The 26,390-nt window shown below is 68.3% G+C and carries 25 protein-coding genes and 1 tRNA gene; 16 read left to right on the forward strand and 10 right to left on the reverse strand.

The window, feature by feature from the left end; all coding sequences use genetic code 11:
• Nucleotides 1–57: 57 nt before the first annotated feature.
• Nucleotides 58–318, reverse strand: a complete 261-nt coding sequence (locus ABZS29_RS10495; RefSeq protein ID WP_355460464.1) for a cell division protein CrgA — start codon at nucleotides 316–318, stop codon at nucleotides 58–60.
• A 112-nt stretch (nucleotides 319–430) separates the two neighbouring features.
• Here ABZS29_RS10495 and ABZS29_RS10500 point away from each other — a divergent pair, with 112 nt between their 5' ends.
• The gene (locus ABZS29_RS10500; protein ID WP_355460466.1) at nucleotides 431–1,204 is read left to right on the forward strand and encodes a DUF881 domain-containing protein; all 774 of its coding nucleotides are present in this window, start codon (nucleotides 431–433) and stop codon (nucleotides 1,202–1,204) included.
• A 19-nt stretch (nucleotides 1,205–1,223) separates the two neighbouring features.
• Nucleotides 1,224–1,841 (forward strand): aminodeoxychorismate/anthranilate synthase component II, encoded by a 618-nt coding sequence (locus tag ABZS29_RS10505; protein WP_355460468.1) that lies wholly within the window; start codon nucleotides 1,224–1,226, stop codon nucleotides 1,839–1,841.
• 56 nt (nucleotides 1,842–1,897) lie between these two features.
• On the opposite strand, the gene pknB is transcribed toward ABZS29_RS10505, so the two are convergent.
• The 6 genes from pknB to ABZS29_RS10535 all read right to left on the reverse strand — a co-directional run bounded on the left by pknB (nucleotide 1,898) and on the right by ABZS29_RS10535 (nucleotide 9,401).
• Nucleotides 1,898–3,739: a Stk1 family PASTA domain-containing Ser/Thr kinase gene (gene pknB / locus ABZS29_RS10510; protein WP_355460470.1), complete on the reverse strand. Its 1,842-nt coding sequence runs from the start codon at nucleotides 3,737–3,739 to the stop codon at nucleotides 1,898–1,900.
• Nucleotides 3,740–3,851: 112 nt separating this feature from the next.
• Nucleotides 3,852–5,303 (reverse strand): penicillin-binding transpeptidase domain-containing protein, encoded by a 1,452-nt coding sequence (locus ABZS29_RS10515; RefSeq protein WP_355460472.1) that lies wholly within the window; start codon nucleotides 5,301–5,303, stop codon nucleotides 3,852–3,854.
• Complete coding sequence (locus ABZS29_RS10520; RefSeq protein WP_355460860.1) at nucleotides 5,300–6,685, reverse strand: FtsW/RodA/SpoVE family cell cycle protein; 1,386 nt, start codon at nucleotides 6,683–6,685, stop codon at nucleotides 5,300–5,302. The genes ABZS29_RS10515 and ABZS29_RS10520 overlap by 4 nt, the downstream gene beginning before the upstream one ends.
• Nucleotides 6,682–8,064 (reverse strand): protein phosphatase 2C domain-containing protein, encoded by a 1,383-nt coding sequence (locus tag ABZS29_RS10525; RefSeq protein ID WP_355460474.1) that lies wholly within the window; start codon nucleotides 8,062–8,064, stop codon nucleotides 6,682–6,684. The genes ABZS29_RS10520 and ABZS29_RS10525 overlap by 4 nt, the downstream gene beginning before the upstream one ends.
• Nucleotides 8,065–8,074: 10 nt before the next feature.
• The gene (locus ABZS29_RS10530; protein ID WP_355460476.1) at nucleotides 8,075–8,557 is read right to left on the reverse strand and encodes an FHA domain-containing protein; all 483 of its coding nucleotides are present in this window, start codon (nucleotides 8,555–8,557) and stop codon (nucleotides 8,075–8,077) included.
• Nucleotides 8,558–8,567: 10 nt separating this feature from the next.
• The gene (locus tag ABZS29_RS10535) at nucleotides 8,568–9,401 is read right to left on the reverse strand and encodes a DUF3662 and FHA domain-containing protein (protein WP_355460478.1); all 834 of its coding nucleotides are present in this window, start codon (nucleotides 9,399–9,401) and stop codon (nucleotides 8,568–8,570) included.
• 168 nt (nucleotides 9,402–9,569) lie between these two features.
• Between ABZS29_RS10535 and ABZS29_RS10540 the strand changes: the two genes are divergently transcribed.
• Nucleotides 9,570–9,653, forward strand: a tRNA-Leu gene (locus ABZS29_RS10540).
• A 67-nt stretch (nucleotides 9,654–9,720) separates the two neighbouring features.
• Here the strand turns inward: ABZS29_RS10540 and ABZS29_RS10545 are convergent.
• A complete protein-coding gene (locus tag ABZS29_RS10545) occupies nucleotides 9,721–10,551 on the reverse strand; it encodes a carbon-nitrogen hydrolase family protein (protein ID WP_355460480.1) in 831 nt (276 codons plus the stop codon).
• Between the two features lie 154 nt (nucleotides 10,552–10,705).
• Here ABZS29_RS10545 and ABZS29_RS10550 point away from each other — a divergent pair, with 154 nt between their 5' ends.
• Nucleotides 10,706–11,686, forward strand: coding sequence for a helix-turn-helix domain-containing protein (locus ABZS29_RS10550; protein ID WP_355460482.1), 981 nt, complete (start codon nucleotides 10,706–10,708; stop codon nucleotides 11,684–11,686).
• An 18-nt stretch (nucleotides 11,687–11,704) separates the two neighbouring features.
• Here ABZS29_RS10550 and ABZS29_RS10555 read toward each other — a convergent pair whose 3' ends face one another.
• On the reverse strand, nucleotides 11,705–15,304 hold the full coding sequence (locus ABZS29_RS10555) for a S8 family serine peptidase (RefSeq protein ID WP_355460484.1): 3,600 nt from the start codon (nucleotides 15,302–15,304) through the stop codon (nucleotides 11,705–11,707).
• Nucleotides 15,305–15,458: 154 nt separating this feature from the next.
• Between ABZS29_RS10555 and ABZS29_RS10560 the strand changes: the two genes are divergently transcribed.
• The 4 genes from ABZS29_RS10560 to ABZS29_RS10575 are packed head-to-tail and all read left to right on the forward strand — an operon-like array spanning nucleotide 15,459 to nucleotide 18,883.
• On the forward strand, nucleotides 15,459–16,259 hold the full coding sequence (locus tag ABZS29_RS10560; protein WP_355460486.1) for a PrsW family intramembrane metalloprotease: 801 nt from the start codon (nucleotides 15,459–15,461) through the stop codon (nucleotides 16,257–16,259).
• Nucleotides 16,256–16,879 carry a PAS domain-containing protein gene (locus tag ABZS29_RS10565; protein WP_355460488.1) on the forward strand — a complete coding sequence of 208 codons (624 nt, stop codon included), beginning with the start codon at nucleotides 16,256–16,258 and terminating at the stop codon, nucleotides 16,877–16,879. The genes ABZS29_RS10560 and ABZS29_RS10565 overlap by 4 nt, the downstream gene beginning before the upstream one ends.
• Nucleotides 16,863–17,990 carry a pyridoxal phosphate-dependent aminotransferase gene (locus ABZS29_RS10570; RefSeq protein WP_355460490.1) on the forward strand — a complete coding sequence of 376 codons (1,128 nt, stop codon included), beginning with the start codon at nucleotides 16,863–16,865 and terminating at the stop codon, nucleotides 17,988–17,990. The genes ABZS29_RS10565 and ABZS29_RS10570 overlap by 17 nt, the downstream gene beginning before the upstream one ends.
• On the forward strand, nucleotides 17,987–18,883 hold the full coding sequence (locus tag ABZS29_RS10575) for a hypothetical protein (protein ID WP_355460492.1): 897 nt from the start codon (nucleotides 17,987–17,989) through the stop codon (nucleotides 18,881–18,883). The genes ABZS29_RS10570 and ABZS29_RS10575 overlap by 4 nt, the downstream gene beginning before the upstream one ends.
• Here ABZS29_RS10575 and ABZS29_RS10580 read toward each other — a convergent pair.
• Nucleotides 18,880–19,581, reverse strand: a complete 702-nt coding sequence (locus tag ABZS29_RS10580; protein WP_355460494.1) for a GntR family transcriptional regulator — start codon at nucleotides 19,579–19,581, stop codon at nucleotides 18,880–18,882. The two genes, ABZS29_RS10575 and ABZS29_RS10580, sit on opposite strands and share 4 nt — an antisense overlap.
• Before the next feature lie 127 nt (nucleotides 19,582–19,708).
• On the opposite strand from ABZS29_RS10580, the gene ABZS29_RS10585 reads away from it, so the two are divergent.
• From ABZS29_RS10585 to ABZS29_RS10620, 8 genes are all read left to right on the forward strand, one after another.
• The gene (locus ABZS29_RS10585; RefSeq protein WP_355460496.1) at nucleotides 19,709–20,641 is read left to right on the forward strand and encodes a glycoside hydrolase family 16 protein; all 933 of its coding nucleotides are present in this window, start codon (nucleotides 19,709–19,711) and stop codon (nucleotides 20,639–20,641) included.
• Nucleotides 20,642–20,971: 330 nt separating this feature from the next.
• A complete protein-coding gene (locus ABZS29_RS10590) occupies nucleotides 20,972–21,469 on the forward strand; it encodes a SigE family RNA polymerase sigma factor (RefSeq protein WP_355460498.1) in 498 nt (165 codons plus the stop codon).
• Nucleotides 21,466–22,107 (forward strand): hypothetical protein, encoded by a 642-nt coding sequence (locus tag ABZS29_RS10595; RefSeq protein ID WP_355460500.1) that lies wholly within the window; start codon nucleotides 21,466–21,468, stop codon nucleotides 22,105–22,107. Before ABZS29_RS10590 ends, ABZS29_RS10595 begins: the two co-directional genes overlap by 4 nt.
• A gap of 129 nt (nucleotides 22,108–22,236) precedes the next feature.
• Nucleotides 22,237–23,337 carry an endonuclease gene (locus ABZS29_RS10600; protein ID WP_355460502.1) on the forward strand — a complete coding sequence of 367 codons (1,101 nt, stop codon included), beginning with the start codon at nucleotides 22,237–22,239 and terminating at the stop codon, nucleotides 23,335–23,337.
• Between the two features lie 152 nt (nucleotides 23,338–23,489).
• The gene (locus ABZS29_RS10605) at nucleotides 23,490–23,744 is read left to right on the forward strand and encodes a type II toxin-antitoxin system prevent-host-death family antitoxin (protein ID WP_355460504.1); all 255 of its coding nucleotides are present in this window, start codon (nucleotides 23,490–23,492) and stop codon (nucleotides 23,742–23,744) included.
• On the forward strand, nucleotides 23,741–24,181 hold the full coding sequence (locus ABZS29_RS10610) for a type II toxin-antitoxin system VapC family toxin (RefSeq protein WP_355460506.1): 441 nt from the start codon (nucleotides 23,741–23,743) through the stop codon (nucleotides 24,179–24,181). Before ABZS29_RS10605 ends, ABZS29_RS10610 begins: the two co-directional genes overlap by 4 nt.
• A 52-nt stretch (nucleotides 24,182–24,233) precedes the next feature.
• Nucleotides 24,234–25,277 (forward strand): hypothetical protein, encoded by a 1,044-nt coding sequence (locus ABZS29_RS10615; RefSeq protein ID WP_355460508.1) that lies wholly within the window; start codon nucleotides 24,234–24,236, stop codon nucleotides 25,275–25,277.
• A 20-nt stretch (nucleotides 25,278–25,297) separates the two neighbouring features.
• A complete protein-coding gene (locus ABZS29_RS10620) occupies nucleotides 25,298–26,347 on the forward strand; it encodes a hypothetical protein (RefSeq protein WP_355460510.1) in 1,050 nt (349 codons plus the stop codon).
• Nucleotides 26,348–26,390 lie beyond the last annotated feature (43 nt).

Consider the following 26,390-nt stretch of genomic DNA (forward strand, 5'->3'; position numbering starts at 1 on the left):
AAAGGGGATCCCGGTGCCGTGCGCACCGGGATCACGAACCGTGCGTCGAACCGGAGATCAGACCCACTGCGTGGAGACGACGAAGCCCAGCGCGATCAGGCCCATGCCGACCAGCAGGTTCCAGTTGCCGAGGTCCCGCATCACCGGGATGTCCTGGCCGGCGACGTAGAAGACGACCAGCCAGGCGAGCCCGAGCAGCCAGGAAGCCAGCATCAGCGGTGCGACCCAGACGCGGCTGGTGGTCCGCGGCTGCTTCGGCGTCTTCTCGACCTTGACCTTCTCGGTCTTCTTCTTGTTACGACTGCTCGACTCGGGCACGGCTGAACTCCTTGTAAGGACGCATAAGCTGACCTCTTGAGGGCCAGGAGGCAGGACCTGTCGGGTCCGGTCCCGGGTTAGCGTAGTGCAGAGAGCGATCTTGAGGTGACTGGTGCGTAGGTTGAAGCGGATTTCACTGTGGCGCGCGGGCGTGCCGCTGGCGCTGCTGTGCGCCGGTCTGCTGTTCGCCACGAGCGCCACCAGTGCCCGCGGAACCGACCTGCGACCGAGCCGGAACACGACGCTCGCCGGGCTGGTGGAGGAGCAGAGCCGCCGTAGTGCCGCCCTGGTCCGCCAGCACGCCACGCTCACCCAGGAGATCGAGCAGCTGCAGGCGCAGCAGGGCTCGATCGACCCGAAGATCGCCAAGCGGCTGGCGAGCCTGTCCGACGCGGTCGGCATCACGCCGGTGACCGGGCCGGGCCTGACCGTGACGCTCAAGGACGCGCCGAAGGAGGTCGTCCGGGACAACCCGGACGTCGACGCCGACTGGCTGGTGATTCATCAGCAGGACATCCAGGCCGTGGTGAACGCGCTGTGGGCCGGTGGCGCGGAGGCACTCTCGATCCAGAACCACCGGGTCATCTCCACGACCGGGATCAAGTGCGTCGGCAACTCCGTCGTCCTGCACGGCGTTCCGTACCTGCCGCCGTACAAGATCACGGCGATCGGCGACCGGCGGAAGCTGCAGCAGGCGCTGGACGACTCGAAGTACATCGAGAACCTGCAGGACTACGTGGTGAAGTTCCAGCTCGGCTACGACGTGAAGACCGAGTCCTCGATCGCGATGCCCGCCTACGAGGGCACCCTGGATCTGCAGAGCGCGAGCGTCCCCGGCTTCGACCGGACGCCGAGCGCCAGCCCGACGGCCACCGGCGGTCGCTGAGCCTGTCAGAATGGACCGCATGCCGCGGATCCTCGTCGTCGACAACTACGACTCCTTCGTCTACAACCTGGTGCAGTACCTGCAGCAGTTGCAGGCCGAGACCACCGTGCTGCGCAACGACGAGGTCACCCCTGACCAGGTCGCGGCGTACGACGGTGTCCTGCTCTCCCCCGGTCCCGGGACCCCCGAAGAGGCCGGTGCCTGCGTGGACATCGTCAAAGAGGCGGGTGGCACGGTGCCGATCTTCGGCGTCTGCCTCGGCCTCCAGGCGATCGGCGTCGCGTACGGCGGTGTGGTCGGACGCGCCGACGAGTTGCTGCACGGCAAGACCAGCCAGGTGTTCCACGAGGGCGCCGGGGTGCTGGCCGGGTTGCCGTCGCCGTTCACCGCGACCCGCTACCACTCGCTGGCCATCGCGCAGGACAGTGTCCCCGACGAGCTGCAGGTGACGGCCCGGACCGAGGCCGGCGTCATCATGGCCGCCCGGCACCGCGACCTGCCGGTCGAGGGCGTTCAGTTCCACCCCGAGTCGGTGCTCACCGAGGGCGGGCACCGGATGCTCGCCAACTGGCTCGCGATGTGCGGTGACCCCGGCGCGGTCGAGCGCTCAGCGGGCATGGCGCCGCTGGTCAGCTGACCCCGGACAGACCGAAGCCCCCGCCGTGGCGGGGGCTTCGTCGTCTGTGGCTGAGATCAGCCGCCGATCACCGGGGGCGGACTGGTGGTATTGGTCGGGTCACCGGTCGGGTCGCCGGTGGGATCACCGGTCGGGTCGCCCTCCGGCAGTCGGTTGATGGTCAGCGTGATCGTGGTGCCCTTCGGGGCCTTCTTGCCGCCTTCGACGCTCTGCGCGAGCACGGTGCCGTCCGGCGCGTTCGGGTCTTCGCCGTACTTCTGGCCGGGGACGAAGCCCTTGGCCTTCAGTTGGGCGATCGCGTCGTCGGCCGTGACGGTGCGGAGGTCCGGCACCTCCACCATCACCTGGCCGCTGGACACGGTCAGTGTGAACTTCGTACCGGATGCGTACTTCTGGCCCGGGTCCGGGCTGACCTCCAGCACGGTGCCGGCCGGCTTCTCGGAATCCTTCTCGACGTTCTTCTCCGCGACCTTGAACCCGCCGGGAGCGTTCTCGATCTTCGCCCGGGCCTGGTCCTCCGGCAACCCCACCACCGGCGGGACGCTGAAGGACTGCTCACCCGACGAGAACGTCACCGTGACGGTGGAGTTCGGCTCGGCCTCGGTGCCGGCCGGCGGGGTGGACGAGATGGCCTTGCCCTTGCCGACGGTCGAACTCGGGACGGAGTCGCCCTGGGCGAAGACCAGATTCACCTCTTTCAGCTTCGCGGTCGCCTGTGAGGTGGTCATCCCGCTGACATCCGGGACCGAGACCTTGGTCGGGGCCGAGGTGGTCGGGTTGCCGCCGGCCCCCTTGTTGTCGTCCTTGTTTCCCATGTTGTTGATCAGCGCGTAGGCGCCGATCGCCACCGCGACGATCGCCAGGCCGAGCAGGAAGTAGGCCAGCCCGCGGTTGCGGCGGGCCCGAGCGTCCTCGATCTCGTCGCCGCCACCGGGCGGGAGCAGGTCGTCGTGGGTCTGCCGGAACGTCTGGGTCGCCGCCGGGGCGACCGCGGTCGGTGCCATCGCGCGGGTCTCGGCGACCGCGTGCATTGGCGCGGTCACCTGCTGCCCGGCCAGCACGCGGTGCAGGTCCTGGCGCATCTCGATTGCGCTCTGGTAGCGCTCGTCGCGGTTCTTCACCAGCGCCTTCAGGACGACGGCATCGACCTCCGGCGGGATGTCCGGGTCGAACGACGACGGCGGCAGCGGCTGCTCCCGGACGTGCTGGTAGGCGACCGAGACCGGCGACTCGCCGACGAACGGCGGCCGGCCGACCAGGAGTTCGTAGAGCAGGCAGCCGGTCGAGTACAGGTCGGAGCGGGCGTCCACGGTCTCGCCGCGGGCCTGCTCGGGCGACAAGTACTGCGCGGTGCCGATCACGGCCGCGGTCTGGGTCATGTCTGAGGTGGTGTCGGCGACCGCACGCGCGATCCCGAAGTCCATCACCTTGACCTGACCCTGCGGGGTCAGCATCACGTTTCCGGGCTTGATGTCGCGGTGCACGATGCCGGCCCGGTGGCTGTAGTCGAGCGCCTCGAGCACACCGGAGGTGATCTCCAGGGCGCGCTCGGGCATGATCTTGCGGCCTTCGCGGATCAGGTCCCGCAGTGTCTTGCCGGTGACGAGCTCCATCACGATGTACGGGATGGTGATGCCGGAACCGTTCGGATCCGGCTCCTCGCCGGTGTCGTAGACCGACACGATCGTCGGGTGGTTCAGCGAGGCCGCGGACTGGGCCTCCCGCCGGAACCGCGCCTGGAAGGTCGAGTCACTGGCCAGGTCGACCCGCAGCCGCTTGATCGCGACCGCCCGGCCGAGCCGGTTGTCGATCCCTCGGCGTACTTCGGCCATGCCGCCGCGGCCGAGCGGTTCGCCTTCTTCGTACCGGCCGCCGACGAGACGTGCCTGCGATGTCATGACTCAGCCTTCCAACCTGTCCGGAATACACTCAATTTGCCCACGGTAGCTGTCGCTGCCAGTGGATCCCCGTTGGAAAGACGCTTCGTGACCGCATCATTCCGTATGGTGCTCATCGTTGGAGCACCGCCTCCATCACCGCTTTGGAGATCGGCGCGGCCAGCGCGCCACCCGCGATGTCGTTGCGTGCCACGTCCGCGGACTCGATCATCACCGCGACCGCGATCTGCGGGTCGTTGGCCGGTGCGAACGCCGTGAACCAGGCGAACGGCGGGCGCTCGGGCGACGTCTGCGCCGTACCGGTCTTGCCGGCCACCTCGATGCCGTCGATCTGGCCCTTCTTACCGGTGCCGTTCTTGACGACGTCGATCATCATGCCGGTCAGCTGGGCGGCCACCTCGGGGCTGACGGCCTGGTGCAGCGACTCCGGCTTGGTCTCGGAGACCGTCTTGAGGTTGGCGGTCTTCACGTTCTGGACCAGGTAGGGCTTCATCACCTCGCCCTTGTTCGCGATTCCGGCGGCCACCATCGCCATCTGCAGCGGGGTCGCCCGGACGTCGAACTGGCCGATCGCGGACTGCGCGGTCTGCGGCGGGTTGGGGTCGCCGGGGAACGCGCTGGCGACACCGGACAGCTCCGGCAGCATCCGCTCCCCGAAGCCGAACTTGGCCGCCTGCTCGGCCAGGGCGTCAGCGCCGATGTCCAGGCCTACGCTGCCGAAGGCGGTGTTGCAGGAGTAGCGCAGCGCGATCGTCAGCGTCGCGTTGTTGCTGCCACCGCAGTTCTTCCGGTCCTCGTTCACCAAGGGAGTGGTGGTCTGCGGCAGCGGCAGTTCGGCTGGCGAGTTGACCTTGCTCTCCGGCGTGTACTTGCCGCTCGACAGCGCGGCCGCGGCGGTGACGAGCTTGAACGTCGAGCCGGGCGGGTAGGTCTCGCGGACGGCCCGGTTCAGCGTCGGCTTGGCCGGATCCTTGCCCAGCCGGTTCCACTCGTCGGCGACCTTGCTCAGGTCGTGTCCGGAGAGCTTGTTCGGGTCGTACGACGGAGTGGTCGCGAGCGCCAGGATCTTGCCGGTCTTCGGCTCGATCGCGACCACGGCACCGGTCTTGTTGCCCAGACCCTTGTACGCCGCCTGCTGGGCCGCCGCGTTCAGCGTGAGCGTGACACTGGCGCCCTGCTGGGGACGGTTGCTGATCACGTCGATGATCCGGCGGAACGCCAGCGACGGGTCGGAGCCGTTCAGCTCCGAGTTCTGGGTCAGCTCGATGCCGGCCCGGCCGAAGACGTAGGAGTAGTAGCCGGTGACGGGGGCGTAGACCGGCCCGTCGGAGTACGTGCGCTGGTACTTGAACCGATCGTCGGACGGCTTGCTCTCCGCGATCGCCTTGTTGCCGATCAGGATCGCGCCGCGGTCGACCGAGAACTGCGAGTCCCGGACCCGCCGGTTGTCGTTGCGGCCGTTGATCTCGTTGGACCGGAAGGCCTGCAGGTACGTCGAGTTCGCCATCAGGGCGAGCATCAGCACCATCGCCGCCACGGCCAGTCGTCGGATCGCCGAGTTCATGCCTTCTGCACCGCCATCGCGATCGTTTCGTCGGACACCGGGGCGGCAGGTGTCTGTGGTCTGCGGGCCTGGTCGCTGATCCGGAGCAGCAACGCGATGATCGCCCAGTTCGCGACCAGCGACGTACCGCCCAGGGCCATGAACGGGGTGGCCAGACCGGTCAGCGGGATCAGGCCGGTGACGCCACCGACGATCACGAAGACCTGCAGCGAGAACGACATCGCCAGACCGGTCGCGACCAGCTTGCCGAAGATGTCGCGGCAGGCCAGCGCCGTGCGCAGACCGCGCTCGACGATCAGCGTGTAGATCAGCAGGATCGCGATCAGGCCGGTCAGCCCGAGCTCCTCGGCGAACGAGGAGATGATCATGTCGCTGTTCGCGTACAGGGTCAGGTGCGGCTGGCCCTGGCCGAGACCGCGGCCGAGGATGCCGCCCCAGGCCTGGCCCATCAAGCCGCCGGCGATCTGGCCGCCGTCGATCGAGAACGGGTCCAGCCAGTCGGTGATCCGCTTGTGGACGTGGCCGATCGCGGAGTACGCGAAGAAGGCGCCGGCCGCGAACAGCAAGCCGCCGATGATCAGCCAGCCGGCCCGCTCGGTGGAGACGTACAGCAGGAACAGGAACAGGCCGAAGAACAGCAGCGAGGACCCGAGGTCGCTCTCGAAGACCAGAACGCCCAAGCTGACCAGCCAGGCGACCAGGATCGGCCCGAGGTCGCGGGCGCGCGGCAGGTCCAGACCGAGGAACCGGCGGCCGGCCAGCGTCAGTACGTCGCGCTTCACGACCAGGTAGCCGGCGAAGAAGATGACCAGGCAGACCTTGGCGAACTCACCGGGCTGGAACGACATCCCGGCCACGCGCACCCAGATCGAGGCGCCGTTGAGGTTCACGCCGAGACCCGGGACCAGCGGCAGCACGAGCAGCAGCAGGCCGACCAGTCCGAGCGTGTAGGTGAGGGCTTGCAGCCGCCGGTGGTCGCGGATCACGATGATTACCGCGAGGAACAGCACGACGCCGACCGCGGTCCAGGTGATCTGCTGCGGTGCGAACGGGACGCCCTTGGTCCGGCCGATCGAGGTCAGGCCGAGGTCGATCCGGTGGATCATCGCGACGCCGAGTCCGTTCAGCAGCACGGCGCACGGCAGGATCACCGGATCCGCGTACGGCGCCCGGAAGCGCAGCGCGAGGTGGGCGATCAGAGCGAGCAGCCCGATCCCGGCGGCGTACAGGCCGGTGCTGGCGGGGACGCCGCCCTGCGCGGTGATGCCGATGTTCACATAGGCGCCGACCGAGATTCCGACGGCGATCAGGAGCAGGAACAACTCCACCCCGCGCCGGGTGCGCGGGATGATCTGGATGACCGAGGTGGAAGCAATGCTCATTTGACGCCGTCGCAGTCGTCCGGGTTCACGCCGTTCGGCGTGCTCGCCGTACTGGACGGGGCGGTCGACGACGGCGCGGTGGTCGGCGCCTTCGAGGCCGGCGGCTTGGGCGGCGTCGTACTCGGCTTGGGCGTCGGCGTCGGCGGGGTGAGCTTCTTGGCGCACTCCTCCGCCGTCCGCTGCAGCTCGCTGACGATCACGCGCGCTCCGGCCAGGTCGTCGGCCTCGATGTTGCCCTCCACCTGCTGGCGGTTGTACGTCGGAAGTTTGTCGACCTGCAGCTGCTGCTTCTCGAACACCTTGGTCAGGTTCAGGCCGGGAATGTCCGCGTCGACGCCCTGATAGATCGCCACGTAGTCACCGTCGGTGCCGACGTAGTACTGGTCCTGGGTCCAGCGATAGCCCCACCAGCCGGCGCCGGCGATCAGGCCGAGAACGATCACCGCGGCCAGGATCCGGCGGGCCCACGGGAACCGCTTCGGCGGCCGGGGCGCGTAGCGCAGCTCCTCCGGGTCGACCGCCGTGCCGCCGCGGCCACCGCCACTGCCGCTGTTGCTGCCGCCGGGAACGAGCGTCGTCGGTTCGCCGCGACCGGTGCCGCCCTGAGCGAGCTCTGCGGCGGCGCCGACCAGCTGCGGAGTGGTTCCGCTGGCCGGCTCGGTCTCGACCACGTCGGCCACGATGCAGGTGATGTTGTCGTTCGAGCCGGCTTCGAGCGCGTGTGTGATCAGCTCGACGACGACGGAGTCCGGCGTACCGTCGGCCATCGAGGCGGCGATCACCTCGGCGGCGACGTAGTCCGGCAGCCCGTCGCTGCACAGCATCAACCGGTCGCCCGCCTGGACGTCGAGGATCTGCAGATCGGGATCGGAGTCAGGCCGGCCGTCCAGCACCCGCAGGATCAGGTTGCGGTGCGGATGGGTGAAGGCCTCCTCCTGGGAGATCCGGCCCTCGTCGACGAGTGACTGCACGAAGGTGTGGTCATGGCTGAGCTGGTAGAGCAGCCCGTCCCGCATCCGGTACGCGCGGGAGTCGCCGAGATGCGCGAGGCCGAGCTGCCGGCCGTCGAACATCAGCGCGGTGACGGTCGAGCCCATGCCCTCACGCTCGGGGTCCTCCTCGACCAGCTCGGAGAGCCGCTCGTTGGCGCGGTGCACGGCGCCGGCCAGCGCCTCGATCATGTCCTCGCCGCCGATGGTGGCAGTGTCGAGCCGCCGGATCACCTGGACCGCCGCCGCGCTGGCCACCTCACCGGCCGCCGCGCCACCCATTCCGTCGGCGAGCAGCAGCAGGTGCGGACCGGCGTACGCCGAGTCCTCGTTGTTGCGGCGCACCCGTCCGACATCGGACAGTGCGGCGTAGTCGAGCGACAGGGTCATCGAGGCAGGCCTACTTCGCGATGTTCAGCGTCGTCCGGCCGATCCGGATCGAGCCACCGATCTCGGCCGGCACCGGGCGGGTCACCCGCTGGCCGTCCAAATACGTCCCGTTGGTCGAGCCGAGGTCCTCGACCCACCACTGACCCTCGGACAGGAACAGTCGCGAGTGCCGGGTGGAGGAGTAGTCGTCGTCGAGCCGGATCTGGCAGTCCGAGCCGCGGCCGATCACGACCGGCTCCTCGACCAGGCTCGCGCCGACACCGGCCTGCGGCCCGTCGGCGATCGTCACCGAGCCGGGCAGCCCCTTGCGCTTCTTCGCCGGTTTGGCCGGCTTCGGCGTCCGCGCGGCAGCCGGTACGGCGGCCGCGGCGGCGCGGCTGTCCACCTTCGCCCCGAACAGGTCGGAGCGGATGACGGACAGCACCGCCAGCACGAACATCCACAACAGGGCCAGGAACCCCAGTTTGATCAGGGTCAGCGTCAGTTCCGACATGGTGGTGCGGTCACCACCCGCTGCTCGGCGGCTGAGCCATCGGCTCGTCCGCCAGCCGCAGTGTCATCGTCGTGTTGCCGATCCGCACCGTCGAGCCGTCGACCAGTTCCTGCTCGGTGGCGCGCCGCCCGTTGACCAGCGTGCCGTTGGTCGAGCCGAGGTCGACCAGCACCACCCGGATCCCGCCGTTGCCCTCGGGCATCAGCCGGATCTCCGCGTGCCGCCGGGACACCCCGGGGTCGTTGATCTGGATGTCGGCGTCGGTCCCGCGGCCCAGCACCACGCCGGGCGGGTTGACCGGGCGGCGCCGCCCGTTGACCTCGAGCATCACCTGGGGGTGGCCGCTGCGACGTGGCTGCGGTGCGGGCGGTGGGTTGACCGGGGCGCTCTGCAGCACCGTCTGGCCGTCGTTCGGCGGCACGTAGGGCTCCTGCTGGTAGGGCTGCTCGTAGGACGGGGCCCGCCGTTGCGGCGTGCCGACGGTCGCACTGACCACCCGGAACTTACCGGTCGGAAGGTCGTCCTGCTGGGTCAGCTCGATCTCGATCGGCCCGGAGAACGTGTACCGCTGGATGTCGGCATGGTCCCGCAGCTCGTTGGACAGCTCGTGATTGAGGGTCCGGCCGTACGCGTTCAGGCGCTCGAAATCGCCCGGGCCCAGTTCGATCGTGAAGTGGTTCGGCACCAGCCGCCGGTCCCGGGACAGGATCCGGGCGGTGTTGTCGATCTCACGCTTGAGCGCCGCAGCCAGCTCGATCGGCTCGACATCGCCCTTGAATGCGCGCGCGAAGACACCGCTCACGATGCCCTCCAGACGTCGCTCGAAGCGCTGCAGCGGTCGCACGCCTCCTCCTCCACCTCGGTCCACGGTCTGAATCCACCGGTCGTGGCGGACACACCGGGTACGACGATCGATCGTAACGGGAGGTTCGACCGAACCCGCAATGTGAAGCACCGGACATTCCCGTGCTAATGTTCCATCTCGTTGCAAGGACCTCGTCCGAGCAGCAGCGCGCGGGTGGCGGAATAGGCAGACGCGCACGGTTCAGGTCCGTGTGCCCGAAAGGGCGTGGGGGTTCAACTCCCCCCTCGCGCACAGCGAATGCCAACGAGAATCCCGGTCGAGAGACCGGGATTTTTTGTTGTCCCCGACGTGTCGTCGCTCACAAGGCGGTGCGGTTGGTGGAGCGCGGGTCGGTGACGGCCCGGGAGCGGTAGATGTCGCCCTTGGTGGCGGCGGCGCGCCAGGGGCGGGCGTGGTTGAGGGGGCCGGCGACGGTGGGGTCTTCGCGGTCGACGTGGGCGAAGGCGAGCTCGGACGTGCCGACGACCTGGGTGGTGTAGGTGCCGGCCGGGGTGATCATGCCGGAGGGCATCAGGTCGACGGTCTGGGCCGGGAGCGACATCGAGATCCAGTAGCAGTTGATCGCGGCGTGCGCGCGGGCCTTGAGCTCGAAGACGGTGTCGACCGGGTAGGCCGAGAGCAGCAGGCACTCGACGCCGAGGCGCTCGTACTGCGCGAACAGGTGCGGGAAGTTGATCTCGACGCAGATCATCGCGCCGAAGCGGTAGCCGTCGACGTCGAAGACGACCGGCTCGAAGCCGGGGGTGTAGAAGTGTGTGTTCTCGGTGTGCGACAGGTAGCGCTTGTCGTAGCGGTCGACCAGGGCGCCGGTGTCGGAGACGACGTACAGGCTGTTGTGCGGGCGGTGCGGCGGGGTCAGCGGGTGCGCCGAGCCCAGCACGACCCAGATCCCGAGCTCGGCGGCCAGCGCCATGATCTGCTCGAGCTCGGAGCGCACGGTGTCCCAGTCGACCTGGGACCAGTCGGCGATCTGCTCCTTCGCGTAACCGCTCAGCATTCCTTCGGGGAACTGCACCAGCCGCGCCCGCCCGGCGGCTGCCTTCCGCATCAGCGACCGGACCTTCTTCCCGTTCTCCTCCGCGTCCGCGGTGATGGTGGGCTGAGCAATAGCGATACGAATCCCCGTCATCGCCCTACCGTCTCAGCCCGCACCGACAGAACGCCGGTACGACGCGGAGCTACCCCGTGACTACGGCGGGTCGGAAAAGATTTGATCAAAACCACGCGGAAAACGGTCGCCGTGGCGGTTGCCTGACTGGTTAGCTAAGCGGGGAGGTGAATCGATGCAGGACGGCTTGTTGCTCGACGCGCGGGAGGAGCGGGCGTACCGGCTGCTCGTCGGTCTGTCGGCCGCACGGTCGACCGACCTGGCGGAGGTGGCCGAGCTGCCACCGCAGGAGGCGGTCGAGGTGCTGCAGCGGCTGCAGGCGAAGGGTCTGGTCGCGGTCAGCCAGGCCGCCGACGAGCCGGTGTTCCGCGCGTTGCCGCCCGATGTGGCGCTCGGGACCACCTTGCTGCGCCGCCAGGAGTCGCTCGAGGCGGCTCGCAAGACGGTGGCGGTGCTGAGCGAGGAGTTCCGGGCCAGTGCGAGCCGTCGCGACGCACATCACCTCGTCGAGGTGGTTGTCGGTGCCGCGGCGCTGCGCGAGCGGCTCCGCGACCTGCAGGAGTCGGCACGCGAGGAGATCCTCTGGTTCTGCCGCGCGAACCCAGTGGCCATGCAGGGCGCCGAGAACACCGAGGAGTACGGCGCTCTGTCCCGTGGCGTGCGTTATCGCGCCATCTACGAGCGAGCGCTGCTCGAGACACCTGGTGAGCTCGACACGATCGCCGAAGGCATCAGCTGGGGCGAGGAGGCCCGGACACTGCCCAGCCTCCCCGTCCGGCTAGCGATCGTCGACCGGGCGACCGCGGTCTGCCCGCTGGTCCGCGACGACGAGCTAGGCATCGGAGAACCCACTGCCGCCGTGATCAGTCGCGGCCAACTGCTCGACGCAGTCCTTGCACTGTTCGAGAGCCACTGGGAGATGGCTACTCCAGTGGCTCTGCACTCTGCCGAGCAGCCGACCGGTGGGGTTCTCGACGACCACGAGCGCTTCCTGCTCTCACTGCTCGTCGCCGGCGTCCCCGACAAGTCGATCGCCTCCCAGCTCGGCATCAGCCGCCGGACCGTGCAGCGACGGCTGGACCGGCTGATGGCGCTCGCCGGGGTGGACACGCGCACCGGCCTGGCCTACCAAGCCGCCAAACGCGACTGGCTCTGACCAGGCCGGTGCTTCGGACTACTTGACGCCGTACGCCCTGATCACGGTCTGAGTGACCTTGGTGCCGTTCGCACCGGTCGCTTGGACCTTGAGGGAGACGGTGCCGCGGGCATTGGCGACCACTGCCACGTACTGGCCCAGTGCGCCGATCACCGGGAGACGGTGCCACGACCGGCCCTCGTCGTACGACGCCCAGGCCAGCAAGCTCGTGGACTTGGGCGCATCGAAGCCCAGCACGTGGTTGCGCGAGGCGCGACCGGTCAGGTCGGTGGGTGCCTTGTAGCCGACCTGAAGCAGGGACAGCGGCGTTGCCTTGTCCTCAGCGGTCTTGGCCGAGCGGAACTCCCAGCTGGTCTGCGTGCGCGTGCCCCACAGCCATTCACCGTCCGGGTCGTCCCGCTCGGTGCTGAGGTCCAGCCGGTACGACGCGTCGCCGCTGGTGGTGATCACGTCCTGCCACGCATCGGGCAGCTCGGCCACGGTCTGACCGTTGCGAGACAGCACTGCGGAGGCCGCAGTGGTCTCACCGACGGTGTAGTGCCCAGCTGAGTCGACGAAGCTCGGAATGCGCAGCGACAGCCGGTCACCCGTCCTCGTGGAGACCACGCCCGGCGCAGCGGCCGGCCGGACGACCGGACCGAACCACGTCTCCTTCGACGTACCGGTGCGGTAGCTCTTGGGCTGGTCGGCCATGCCGCCGCGCAGCGGGTTCATGGTGTCCCAGCCGTAGCCATGGCTGACCCGGTGCTGCCAGAGCGAGTCACCCGACGTCACCCACTCCTCGCGCTCCTTCGGCGTCTCGACGAACCGCTGCGAGTCGTTCCACGAGTAGTCCTGCCACGGACGCCAGCCGAACCGCTGCTCCTTGACCCAGGTGAAGCCACCGTTGTCGTTGTAGCGCGTAGTGACCCGGGCGGAGTTCTGCGCGGTCACCCGGTAGTTGATCTTGCTGGGGATCGATCCGGTCGACACCTGCTGCACGTCGTACAGATAGGGGCTCGACGTGGTCAGGGTGACCTCGATGGTGGCGCGGGCGCGCTGGGCGCGCTCGATCAGCCGCTGACCGTTCCCGTACGTCGTCACCATCGCCGGGATCGGCTCGCGGTCTCCGAGCGGCCGCCACACGGTCCACGCGCCTTGATCCTGCGGCCGGACCAGGATGATCGCCGCGGCACCAGCCTGGGCCGCCGCCGCGATCTGGTCCTGCTCACTCACGTCGTCGTTCGTGCGCTGAACCACGAGCGCGCCCTTCACGCCCTTCAACGACGAGCCGGCGTACACGAGCGGGAACCGCCGCTTGCCCTCGTACGACGGGGAGGCGTGCAGCAGGTTGATGTCGAGGTCGGGCATCGACGTCTGAACCATCGGCGCGACCAGTTGCCAGCGCGACGAGAACTCGAACTTGCCGTCGGCAACCGGCTTGGTCGGTGTCACGTTGACCTGCTGCACCGTGCTGAAGTGCATTACGCCGTGGCTGATCGAGCGGCCGTTCGGGTACTCGCGGTGCACGTAGTAGCTGAGGACCGCCTGCTGCTCGGACGGCTTCGGCGTCTGGATCGTGATCGGGACCGCCTTGCGCGCATCGATCACGATCTCGCGGTCCTTGTCGACCACGATGTTGGGATCGGTGAACAGGCTGACCTGCTCGTGCTCCGGGTTGTAGTCCTCGACCAGCGAGTGCAGGAAGTACGTGCCTTCCTCGATCTCGGCCTGGTAGGTCTGACCGTCACCGAGCCACGCCAGTACGTCGGAACGTGAGTTGCTGCCGTAGAGCGTGATGACCGGGACACCGGTCGGCTGACCGTCCAGTCCGACCGCTCGCAAGGTCACTGTGTGCTTCGCACCCTGTTTGAACGCGCCAACGGCGGTGTGGGTGAGCACTCCGTTCGGTCCGGTCGCTGTGACCCAGCCGCTGTGCAGACCGCGCTCCAGCTTCGTGCTGTCCAGGTTGAGCGTGACGTCGGCGCTCCCGTGGGCGGGGACGGTCACGGTGGCGGGGAGGCCGAAGGCGTCGGTCTCCGCCTTTCCGTTGTCGAGGTTGGTGGCTGCCATGGACAGGGTCAGCGTGACCGGTGCGGCGCTGTCGTTGCGGTAGCTGATCTGCCTGCTGCCGGCGGCCAGGCCGAAGTCGGCCACACCAGTGGCGAACACCTGCTGGGCAACCGCCCGCGTCAGGTCGACGCGTCCGGCGCCTTGCTGGTAAGCGGTCTGGCTCGCTTGAGTCTTCGCAGTGCTGACCAGTGCGTTCTTGAGCCGGTCGGCCTTCCAGTCCGGGTGCTGCTGCGCGAGCAGCGCCGCGGCGCCGGCCACGTGCGGCGTGGCCATCGACGTACCGGAGGCGGCCGTGTAGAGGTTGTCCACCGGGTTGCCCATGGCGGTGCCGGCCGCGCGGGCCGCAACGATCTCCACGCCCGGTGCGGTGATCTCCGGCTTCAGTCCGCCGTCCCCGAGTCGCGGTCCGCGGCTGGAGAAGTCGGCCAGCTTGTCGGTGCGGTCAACGGCTCCGACCGTGAGAGCGGCGGCCGCTGAGCCCGGCGTACCGACTGTCTCTTCACCAGGGCCGTCGTTGCCGGCCGCGATGACGAACAGGGTGCCGGTCCGCGCGGTGATGTCGTTGACGGCCTGACTCATCGGGTCGGTCCCGTCGGTGGGACCACCGCCGAGGCTCATGTTGATCACCTTGGCGCCCTTCGCGGCCGCCCACTCCATGCCGGCGATGATCCACGAGTCGTACCCCATGCCGTCGTCGGCGAGCACCTTGCCGACCAACAGGTCGGCCTGCGGCGCGACACCCTTCCGGGTACCGCCTGCGCCCGCACCGGTGCCGGCGATCGTCGCCGCGACGTGCGTGCCGTGGCCGAAGTGGTCGGCCGGTCCGCTCTCGCTACCGGAGAAGTCCTGCGCCTCCTTGACCTTGCCGACCAGATCCGGGTGCTGCGCGTCCACACCGGTGTCCAGTACGGCGACCTGTACGCCGGAGCCCTGGTAACCCGCCTTCCACGCGTCCGGTGCACCGATCTGCGGCACGCTCTTGTCCAGCGTCGGACGGACCTTCCCGTCCAGCCACACCTTGCTGACGCCACCGCTCAGCGCTCGTGGACCGGCAAGTGACTTCCAGAGCTCCGGCAACTCGCCCTTCGCCGCCGACACCGCAGCGCCGCCGATCGAGTCGAGCTGCCGAGTGGTCGTCGTACCGGCGAGTGCGGACGCGGTGCGCACGCCCCCGGCGTACTTGACGATCAGCGGGAGCTGCTCCGCGGCAGAGTCGCCATACCCGTCTCGGATCAGCTCGTCGACGTCGAACAGGTCGACGTCGAGTACGCCGGTGGAGATGTACGGCACCGCGTCACTCGGCAGCACGCGCAGTCCGCCGTCGGCCTCGACGGTGTGGAACGCGATGCGTTCACGGCCGGGCGCCGGCTGGACACTGGCCGCCTTCTTGCCGTTGCCGGCATCGGTGACCGAGACGACGTCACCGGTGATCAGCGTGACAGAGCTGGTGGTGGGCTGGGCGCTCCCGCGCTGGGGTGGTGACCCCGCAGCAGCCGGGGCCACTGTGACCGCGCCGAGGGTCAGCACCGCGGCAAGGGTGACCGCAGGGATCCGTGGTGAGGGCATGGGCAGGTCTCCTCGTTCGGAGTTCAGTAGTTCACAGGCTGGGCGCAGCGCTGTTCCGTTTGAGTTTGCAATCTCGTCACGGTGATCGGCCCTGTCCATCACTGCCGTCCCTGCGACATGGCGCAAGCACGCCAGTACCCGGCACCATCAGCACATGAGTGTGAGTGCGGTGCGCAAATGGGCCTGGCTGGGGACTCTGCTGGTGGGCGCGGCGTTGTACTTCGCCGTACTGGCGGTGCTTGCCGACACCAACAACCCGAACCTGTTCCCGACGATGATCCTGCTCGGGGCGCTGGTGGTACCGCTGACCTTCGTGACGTTCGCGGCGGGGCGCTCCGGACGCTGGCTGATCGACGGGCCGACGCTGGGCGGGTGCCTGCTGTTCGGCGGAGTGGTGGGAGTCGTGGTCGCCGGACTGCTCGAGTACGACGCCATGCGGCGGCTGGGGACGCTGCCGATGCTCGGGGTCGGGCTGATCGAGGAAGCGGCCAAGCTGGTCGTGCCCGCGGTGCTGGTCGTCTTCTTCGGACACCGGTACCGCGCTTCGGTCGGGCGGGGAATCATCATCGGAGTCGCGGTCGGTACCGGGTTCGCCGTACTGGAGACGATGGGCTACGCCTTCGTCGCGCTGCTGCAGTCCGGCGGGAACGTCGGCGCCGCCGAGCAGACCCTCTTCATCCGCGGACTGCTGTCGCCGGCTGGCCACGCCGCCTGGACCGGTCTGAGCTGCTGGGGCCTCTGGCGCTTCGTGAGCGCTCCGAGCGGTAGGCACCTGGCCGGGTTCGCCGGTATGTACGCGTTGGCTGTCGCCCTGCACACCGCCTGGGACGGCATCGGCGGAGTCATCACCTACGCCGTGGTCGGCACGATCTCGATCGGCCTCCTCCTGCTCGGCCTCCGTCGCGCCCGGCGGATGGACATTTCGTCCAGAGTGGACGTATCGTCCGTCAGGTGAAGCTTGAGCAGGTGACGCCGGTCGGCGAGGTGGTGGCGCGGTTGCTGTCGCCGCACGCGGAGGTGGTGCTGCACGACTCGGCGACCGATCGGATCGCGGCGATCTGGAATCCGTTGTCGGGTCGCGAGGTTGGTGAGCCGTCGCTGCTCGGTGAGCTGGATGAGCTGACGGAGACCGGGCGGGACGCGTACGGGCCATATCCGAAGGTGTTGCCGGACGGCCGCCGCCTGTCGAGCGTGAGCGCCGTACTGCGCGACGACGCCGGTACGGCGGCCTACGTCCTGTGCGTGAACGTCGACCGGACCGCCTTCGAGACTGCGAGCCGGTTGCTGGCGGCGTTCGCGGCGCCGGTGTCCGGTCAGCCGCGGGTGTTGTTCGAGCACGACTGGACCGAGAAGCTCAACGAGTCGATCGCCGGCTACGTGCAGGAGCGCGGCGTACCGGTGGAGCGGTTGAGTCGGGCGGACCGGGTGGAGCTGCTCGGGCGACTGGATGCGGCAGGCGTGCTCAGCCAGCGCCGGTCTGTGCCGACGGTGGCGCGGGCGCTGCAGGTGTCGCGGTCCGCGCTCTATCAACTGCTGGCCGAGGCTCGGAAGGAGTCCCATGCCGACCCTGCCTGACTTCCGCCTGGAGACTCACTTCGCGCGCTGGGAGTTCGCCGCGCGCTACCACCTGACCGCATCCGACGCGCAAACCGTCACCATGGCCGAGCTGCTCGCGCTGGCCGACGAGGACGGTCGCGAGCGCTGGGAGTCGTTGGCGCTCGGCTACACCGAGACGCGCGGACTGCCTGCGCTCCGGGAAGCCATCGCATCGACCTACACCGACGCGGAGGCCGACGACATCCTCTGCTTCGCGGGTGCGGAGGAGGGGATCTACCTCGCGATGCGCACTCTGCTGGAGCCGAGCGACCACCTCGTCGTGCTCACGCCGAACTACCAAGCGGCCGAGACGGTGCCGCTCTCCGTCGCCGAGGTGACCGGCGTCGCGCTCCGCCCCGAGGACGGTTGGGCGCTCGACGTCGACGCGATCGAGCAGGCACTGCGGCCGAACACGCGGATGGTCTCGGTCAACTTCCCGAACAACCCGACCGGCGCGGTGCCCACCCCCGAGGCCTGGCAGCGGCTGGTCGACCTGTGTGCGGAGCGCGGCATCCTGCTGTTCTCCGACGAGGTCTACCGCGGCCTCGAGCTCACTCGTGATCCGTTGCCGCAAGCAACAGATCTCTCCGGTACGGCGCTCTCGCTCAACGTGATGTCCAAGGCGTACGGACTGCCTGGCCTGCGGATCGGCTGGATCGCCTGCCGTGATCGCACGGTCCTCGATCGGCTCGAACGCGCCAAGCACTACACGACGATCTGCAACTCCGCGCCGAGCGAGGTGCTCGCGCTGATCGCACTCCGAGCCCGCGACCAGCTGCTCGCACGCAACCGCGGGATCATCGCGGCGAACCTGCCGTCATTCACAGAGTTCTTCGACCGCTATTCCGACCTGTTCGAGTTCGCCGCACCGGACGGCGGATGCGTGGCCTATCCGCGCTACCTCGGCGTGGATGGCGTCGAGGCGATGTGCGAGGCGCTGGTCGAACAGGCCGGCGTACTGTTGCTTCCGGCAAGCATCTACAGGTCCGCGCTCACCGGGACCCCGACGGACCGCTTCCGGGTCGGCGTCGGGCGGCACAACCCCGGTCCCGCGCTGGCTGCCTGGGCGGACTGGCTGGAGCATCGATGAAGCTGCCGATCTTCGGACTCGACGAGATCAGTCAGGTTGCGAAGCCGGCGGTCGTGTTCGAGGCCGTGCGGTCGGCGTTGATCGCGCATGCGGAAGGGCGCACGTCCGTACCGGCGCCGATGGTGCTCGACTTCCCTGAGTACGCCGGTGACACGCATGTGAAGGCCGGTCACGTCGCCGGTACGCCGTACTTCGTGGTGAAGGTGGCGAGCAGCTTCGGCTCCGTCAACAACGGGCTGATGCTCGCCATGGACGCGACCAACGGTCAGCCGGCCGCCGTACTGGCTGACCAAGGCAAACTGACCGCCTGGCGTACGGCGGCCGCCGGGGCGCTGATCACCGACGCGATGACGCCGGTCGAGGTCGACGAGGTCGCCGTACTGGGGACTGGTGAGCAGGCGCTGCTGCAAGTGCTGTGGTTGCGCGAGCTGCGACCGCTGCGTCGAGTGAAGGTCTGGGGTCGCCGACCGGAGGCGGTGGATCGGCTTTGTCAGCAACTGCAGGCTGCAGGCCTCCAGGCGACCCCGGACGGTCTCACCGGTGCGCCGTGCGTGATCACCACGACCGCTGCTCGCGAACCGTTGCCACTGGAGGCCTTCCGGAACGCTGTGCACATCACCGGGATCGGAACCGACATGCCGGGCAAGGGCGAGCTGCCGCCCGAGGTATTCGCCGGAGCGCTCGTCGCCACCGACGACCACGCGCAGTGTCTCCACCACGGCGACTTCGGCAACGCCGTCCGCGCCGGCGTGGTGGGGGAAGAGGCGGACGCGCCGGTGGGCGCAGTACTGCGCGATAGAGCGCCACACGATGCGAAGTCCATCGCTGATCTCACCGGTGTTGGTGCGACTGATGCGGCGGTAGCCGCCGCCGTCCTCGGCCAGCTGCTTTAGTCGAACGTGAGCCGCGTCGTGATCCGGTACCGGTCGCCGCGATAGATGGAGCGCGTGTACTCGATCACGGCGTGGTCGGCGTTGCGGGTGGTGCGCTCGAAGAGCAGTGCCGGTGAATGCACCGGCACGCCCAGCAGTTCGGCCTCCTGCGCGTCGGTCACCGTCGGCTCCGCCGTCTGGACGGCGTCCTTCGGAGCGACGGCGTACCGCGAGCGGAGCAGTCCGTAGAACGAGCCGAGCTCGAAGTCGCGGCCTTTGATCCCGGGGACGAACGCGGCCGGGATCCGGATGTGCTCGATGCACATCGGTGCACCGTCGACGATGCGCAGCCGCAGCGCGGTGACCAGGTCCTCGACCGGTGACATCTCCAGTTTGTGCCCCAGCCGGGCGCCGGCCGGACCGACCTCGAAGCTGAGCAGCCGGCTCGGCCAGGGTGAGCCCTCCGCCAGCGGGGCCTGGTAGTCGCCGGACGCGGTCGGCTCGAGCTCCTGCTGGATCTTGCGGGCACTGGTGAACGTGCCGCGACCGTGCTCGCGGATCACCAGTCCGTCCCGCGCGAGGTCGTCGAGAGCGGCCCGCAACGTCGGCCGGGAGACGCCGAGCTCCTCACTCAGGGAGCGCTCCGACGGCAGCGGTTCACCGGGGTTGCGCACCTCGATCAGCCGCAGCAGCTGGTCCCGCGCCTCGGTCCGTCTCATCCCGAAATCTTACCAGTGGTTAACCATCTGCGCGCAGCGTGGACGTGCTTTACGCATTGACTTTACCAATTGGATAGACCACCCTCGGGTGGAGATTGTCCGCCCCGACAAACGAAGGTGAATCCCGATGACTCGATCGCCCAAGATCCGCCTCACCGCCGCGGCCGTCGTACTGGCCGCCCTCGCCGCCGGTACGGCGGCCACCGCGACTGCCGGCCCCGCCTCGACCAGTACGACGGCGGCCTGCGGAGCGCTCTTCGACGACTTCAACTACTCGTCACGCACCGACCCGAACTTCACCGGCCACGACTGGAGTATCCGGACCGGCGCCGGCGGCCCCGGCATCCCGGACACGTGGTCCGCCGCCAACGTCAGCTTCCCGGTGGTCGACGGCCAGAAGTCGCTGCAGCTCAAGGCCACCACCAACGGCACGACCAGCGGCACCACCCAGGCCCAGGTCCAGCAGAACCGGTTGCGCTTCTTCGAAGGCACCTACGCGACCCGCTTCAAGTTCGCCGACGCGCCGATCAGCGGCAACGACGGCGACCTGGTGAACCAGACCTTCTACACGATCTCGCCGCTCGACTACGACTGGGAACCGACGTACTCCGAGCTCGACATCTCCGAGTACCTGCCGAACGGCGGCTGGGGTGAGACCGGTCCGGTCGACTTCATCACCAGCTGGAACACGTACCAGGAGGATCCGTTCGACGGCTGGCGGAAGAGCACCGCGCGCCGCTTCAGCCACAACGGCTGGCACACACTCGTCACCGTCGTCGCGGGCGGGCACGTCAAGTACTACATCGACGGATCGCTGGCCGCCGACCACACGACCGACGACGCGGGACACAACGTCTACCCGCGGCGCCCGATGACGCTGAACTACAACCAGTGGTTCATCGACCTGAGCGGTCACACCGGTGGCGTCAGCACCTACGTGCAGTCCGCCGACTGGGTCTACTACGCGAAGAACGAAACCTTGACACCTGCCCAGATCACCAGCCGGGTCAACAACTTCCGCGCCGCCGGCACCACCCACCGGGATACGATCAGCTGCTGAGTCAGCAAGCCGGGGATCAATCCCCGAGATGGCTGCTTTGCCCATGGACATCGCGTGGCGGACTGAGTACCGTCCGTAACGGCGTCCGCACCACGCCATGACGGAGGACGCCTCCGTACTCGAACGGTGAGGTACCGCCCGCCAGTGGCACCTCACTGGTGGATGGGCAAGCAGCCCGTGGTGACAGCCGCGGACTGATGGGGGCCCATCTGCCTAGGTGGGGCGGCGAGCGACACTCACTCGCTCACCGCCCCACCGACTCAACCCCAACGGTTCAGCTCCCGAGTTCGTCTTGGTGACCGACAGCTGAAACCGAGAGACGGGTACGGGATGGCTGACTGGGAACGAGCCTTCGAGGAGTTGCTCGCCGCGCGAGGCGGCGCGCTCCGGGCGTACGCCTATCTACTGACCGGCGAGTCGGCAGCCGCCGCGGACCTGGTCCAGGACGCGCTGCTGAAGGTCTTCGGGCGGATGCGGGTCGGCAGGGATGTCATCCAGCTCGAGGGCTATGTACGGCGCGCCATGCTCAACCAGTTCGTGGACGGCCGCCGCCGGGCCGGACTCTGGCGAGCCAAACGGCACCTGCTGGTCCATCCGGCCGAACACCACGACGAGGACCGGCTGCTGACCGACGTCGTACGGCAGGCGCTCGCCACGCTGTCGCCCAAGCAGCGAGCGTGCGTGGTGCTTCGGTACTACGAGGATCTGACCGTCCCCGACATCGCGGAACAGCTCGGCTGCGCGCAAGGCACGGTCAAACGTCACCTGGCCGACGCGCACGCCAAACTCGCCACCCAGCTCGCCGTCCCCGAGGAGACGATGAAATGACCGATCTGAAAGAACTGCTCCGCAGCGCCGCCGCCGAGGCCGAGAACGTGAGCGTCGACGGCAGCGCCCTGCTCCCTGCCATCCGCCGGCGCCGCCGCATCCGCTCGGCCGCGGTGGGCGTCGGCAGCGTCACCGCGGTGACCACGCTCGCCGTCGGCGCGTACGCCGTACTGCCGGGTGCCGGGGATGCTCCGGTGAGCGGTGGTGCTCCGTCGGCCAAGCCGTCCTTGCAGCACCAGGACTGCAACCAGGCCTACAACGGCCAGCTGCAGCGAGAGCGGTTGAAGGTCGCGCTGACTCAGAAGACGATGAAGCGGACCGGCAACTACGCCTGGAGCGGTACCGCCAGGATCACGCTCACCAACTCGTCCGACGTCACTGTTTACAGCACCACCAGCACGTCGACTCTCTTCTTCGTCGTCCCGAAGCATGGCGACCCGAAGATCGTCGGCAGCGCCTTGGCGAAGGTCGCCAAGGGGGATTTCGTCTTCAGGCCAGGTGGCTCGGCCATCATCTACGCACAGCTCTCCGTCGCCGGATGTCCCGGCTGGAAGCACCCGGCTGGTACGTACCTGGTCTACGAGTCGATCAACGGGGCCATGGGCAAGAAGCCGGTCGGGACCTTGCAGCTGCCCTGAGTTTGCCGGATCGTCCGGCAATCTTCAGGTGCTGGGACGTTTCGCCGGACCGGGCGGAGGGGCAGACTCACCTCCGACAGATCCCATCCGCCCCTGGGAGTTGCTGTGGTCCGCTCGTACCGTCCGGTCTTGATTCTGACCGCCGTCCTCGCGTTGCTGGGCTTCGGCGTCACGCCGTCGACCGCCGCGACCCCGATCACCGTGGCGACGGCGATCGGGCAGCAGAACGGCTCCACCGCTTCGGTCACCGGGTGGGTGGTCGGTCAGCCGACGGCTACCAACACGGTGGTCCGCAGCAACTATCCGAGCGACTACGCGCTCGCCCTCGCGGACTCCGCGAGTCAGACGAGTACGGCGTCCATGTTGTACGTGCAGATCCCGGCCGCGTTCCGGGCGTCGTACGGACTGCAGAGCAATCCGGGGCTGCTCGGGAAGCAGATCACGGTCACCGGCACGCTGGCGGCGTACTTCACCCATCCCGGGTTGAAGGACGCGACCGCCTTCACCGGCGGCGGTGGATCGGACCCCGGCGACCCGACGGATCCGGGTGACTACTACGCGCCCGTCGCGGGCAAGACCGGCGCTGCCCTGAAGGCCGGCCTGCACACGCTCATCGCCCAGCAGACCAAGCTGACCTACGACCAGGTCTGGAACGCCCTCAAGGACACCGACCAGGACCCGGCCAACACCAACAACGTCATCCTGCTCTACTCCGGCCGCTCCCAGAGCAAGTCCACCAACGGCGGTGGCGTCAACGACTGGAACCGCGAACACGTCTGGGCCAAGTCCCACGGCGACTTCGGTACGGCGACCGGCCCGGGCACCGACATCCACCACCTCCGCCCCGAGGACGTCTCGGTCAACTCGGCCCGCGGCAACCTCGACTTCGACAACGGCGGCACCGCCGTCACCGAATGCCCCGGCTGCACCGCCGACGCCGACTCCTTCGCCCCCCGCGCCGCCGTCCGCGGCGACGTCGCCCGGATGATCCTCTACATGGCCGTCCGCTACGAAGGCGACGACGGCTTCCCGAACCTCGAACCCAACAACGCCGTCAACAACGGCACCGCGCCGTACATCGGCAAACTCTCCGTCCTGAAGGCCTGGGCCGCCGCCGACCCGCCGGACGCCTTCGAGAAGCGCCGCAACGAGGTCATCTACACCACCTACCAACACAACCGAAACCCCTTCATCGACCACCCCGAATACATCACCTCCATCTGGCCGTGACGGCGATCTGCCCCTGGATGCCCCTGGATGCCCCACCATCTGCCCTTCGCAGCACTGCCTCCGCGCCCTCACAGTGATACCAGCCGCAAATTGTGGCTAGTATCAGAGGAGGAATTGTGGCCATGGCAGCACTGGAAATAGGTGGAGATCTGATGGACATCGGCATTCGGGAGCTCCGCGACGGTCTCAGCCGGCACCTCGCCCACGTCCGCGAGGGACACACCATCACCGTCACCGACCACGGCAAGCCGATCGCGAAGATCGTCCCGGTCGACGGGCTCACCAAGTTGCAGCAGATGATCGCGGACGGCGACGCCCACCCGCCCGTTCGCCCCAAGCGACCGGCGCCGCCGCCCATCAAGACCAAGGGTCCGGTCAGCGATCTGATCCCGGAGCAGAGCCGATGATCTGCTACTTCGATACCTCGGCCTTCGTCCCGCTCCTGATCGAGGAGCCCAGTTCGTCGCTCTGCCAGCAACTCTGGCGGGACGCCGACGACGTGATCTCGACGCGGATCATGTACCTCGAGGCTTCCGGGGCACTGGCCCAGGCCACCCGATGCGATCGGATGACCGCTTCGCAGCACACGCAAGCGTTGCGGGCGCTCGATCGTCTGTGGCAGGAGGTGAATGTGGTCGACGTGACCAAGCGGCTGGTGCGCAGGGCGGCCACGCTGACCTTCACGGAGACGCTGCGCTCGTACGACGCGTTGCACTGCGCGACGGCTGAGAATATTCATGAGCCGGATCTGCTGTTCGCCTCCGGGGATCGTCAGTTGCTCAAAGCCGGAGCGAACCTTGGGCTCCATCTCGCGGACGTGAACGATCCGGAACTGGGATCATAAGTAGGTGATTCCGGTCTAGCTGGTGGTCCCGGGGTGTTGCACTCTGGGACCTATGAAGAGACTTCTGGCTGCGCTGCTCGCGGCACCCTTGGCGGCGGCGGTTCTGACCGCGGCTCCGGCGTCCGCGGCGGATCCGGACCTGACCATCAAGGCCGTGCAGATCGATCGCACGGCGGTCGCCGTGGCCGGCCTCAACACCGTGCCGGTTACGATCACGGTCACGGGGTCGATCACCGGGGGTGACCCGAGCCGGACCACCACTCCGCTGTACGCCGACCTGAAGCGGAGCGGTGCCGTACCGGCGAACATCAACTGGGTCGTCTCGGACCCGCTGGCGATGATCGCCGGTAACGAGACCGACGCCGTCTGGCGCGGCAAGGTGAACGTGCCGTCGACCGCCAACGGCACGCTGAAGATCACCGGCCTGAACATCGGCACGTACAACCCGGCCTCGGGGACCAACACCCCGGCGACACCGGTGGACGGACCGGCGATCCAGGTCACCGGCGTGCACCAGCCGCAGTTCGGCTCGATCTCGACGCCGTCGATCGCGAAGGCCGGCACAGCGGTCACGATCCGGTGGCAGGTGATGGACTCGGAGACCAGGCGGCCGTACGGCACCAAGCTCCGCGTGATCGTTGCCGATGACAACGGATGTGTCGAGCGGGTCGGCACGGCGGGCACTGTACTGACCGATGTCAACGGCGTCATCATGAACAAGACGATCTCCGACGACGCGATCCACTGCCTCCTGGTCCCCGGCAGCCAGGCTCCGATCGGCGGCCTCACGATCCTGCTCCGGCACCCCGGCGTCGTCACCGCCGTACCGTCGAAGACGAGCGCGCCGGTCGGGACGATCGTCCCGGTGAACGGCGTCGTCAAGGTCGCCCCGCTGTACTGCCCGGTGAACCTGCAACGCCTGTACGGCGCGACCGCCTGGCGGACCGTCGGCACCGTGAAGACCGATTCGCGCAAGCGCTACACGCTCAAGGCGCAGCCGGCGTACAAGGGCAAGATCCCGTACCGCGTGCAGTTCCCCACCTGCTCGAACTACGTCACAGCCGTCAGCCCGACATTCTGGATCACGGGGACCTGACAGTGCTTCATGATTGAGGCATGAAGACTCGTAACTTTCTTACGGCCCTGGGCGTCGCGTCTCTCGTAGGCGCGGCGCTCAGCACCGTTCCGGCGTCCGCCGCGCCGCCCGACCTGCAGGTCGAATCCGTCCTCCTCAGCCGCTCGTCGGTCGCTGTCTCCAGTCTGAACACTGTGCCGGTGACCGTCACGGTCAAGGCCACCTACAAGCTGGGCACCGCCAACCAGCCGATGTACGTCGAGCTGAACAGCTACGAGTCCAAGCACACCTACTCCACTCAGGTGTTCTCCGAGCCGTTGAAGCTGATCTCCGGCACACCGACCGACGGCACCTGGGAAGGCAAGGTGAACGTCCCGTCCACCGCCGACGGCCGGCTCGACGTCAGCACCGTGTACGCCGGTGTCCTGAACCGGTCGCTCAAGGCCAAGACGCCGGACAACGACCCGGTGAGCGGTGTCTCGCTCGCGGTCACCGGTCTGCACATCCCGAAGATCACCCGCAAGCTCAGCGTGAGCCCGGTGCCGTTCGGCAAGGCGTACTCGGTCACCTGGCAGGTCCTCGACTCGAGGACCAACAAGCCGTACGGGACGCGCCTCAAGGTGCTGCACCCCAAGGGTGACGCCTGCCTTGAAGCCAAGGGCTCGGCGGGTGCGCTGCTCACCAACGCAGCCGGTGTGATCGTCACTCAGCACGCCCCGGCCGAGGCGGACCGCCTGAACTGCCTGCTGATTCCGGGCACCCAGGCACCGATCGACGACCACATTGCGCTCGTGCCGCGGCCGGGCATCGTGGCGGCGACCCCGGACAAGACCAGCGCAAAGGTCGGTACGACGGTCTCCGTCAAGGGCAACGTCGCCGGAATCACCTACGGCTGCCCGGTCAACCTGCAGAAGCTGTCGGGTGCGACCGCCTGGCGCACGCTGCGGAGCGCCAAACTGTCGGTGACGAGTCGCTACACACTCCCCGCGCAGGTCGCGGCCTTGGGCAAGGGCACCTACCGGGTGCAGTTCCCCGCCTGCCAGAACACCCTCGCCGGGGTGAGCAAGAGCTTCACCATCACCGGAGTCTGAGCTTTCCGGTCCACCTGCTCCGCCCGATCGCGCAATTGTCGGG

The sequence above is a fragment of the Kribbella sp. NPDC005582 genome (assembly GCF_040605415.1).
Taxonomy (GTDB): domain Bacteria; phylum Actinomycetota; class Actinomycetes; order Propionibacteriales; family Kribbellaceae; genus Kribbella.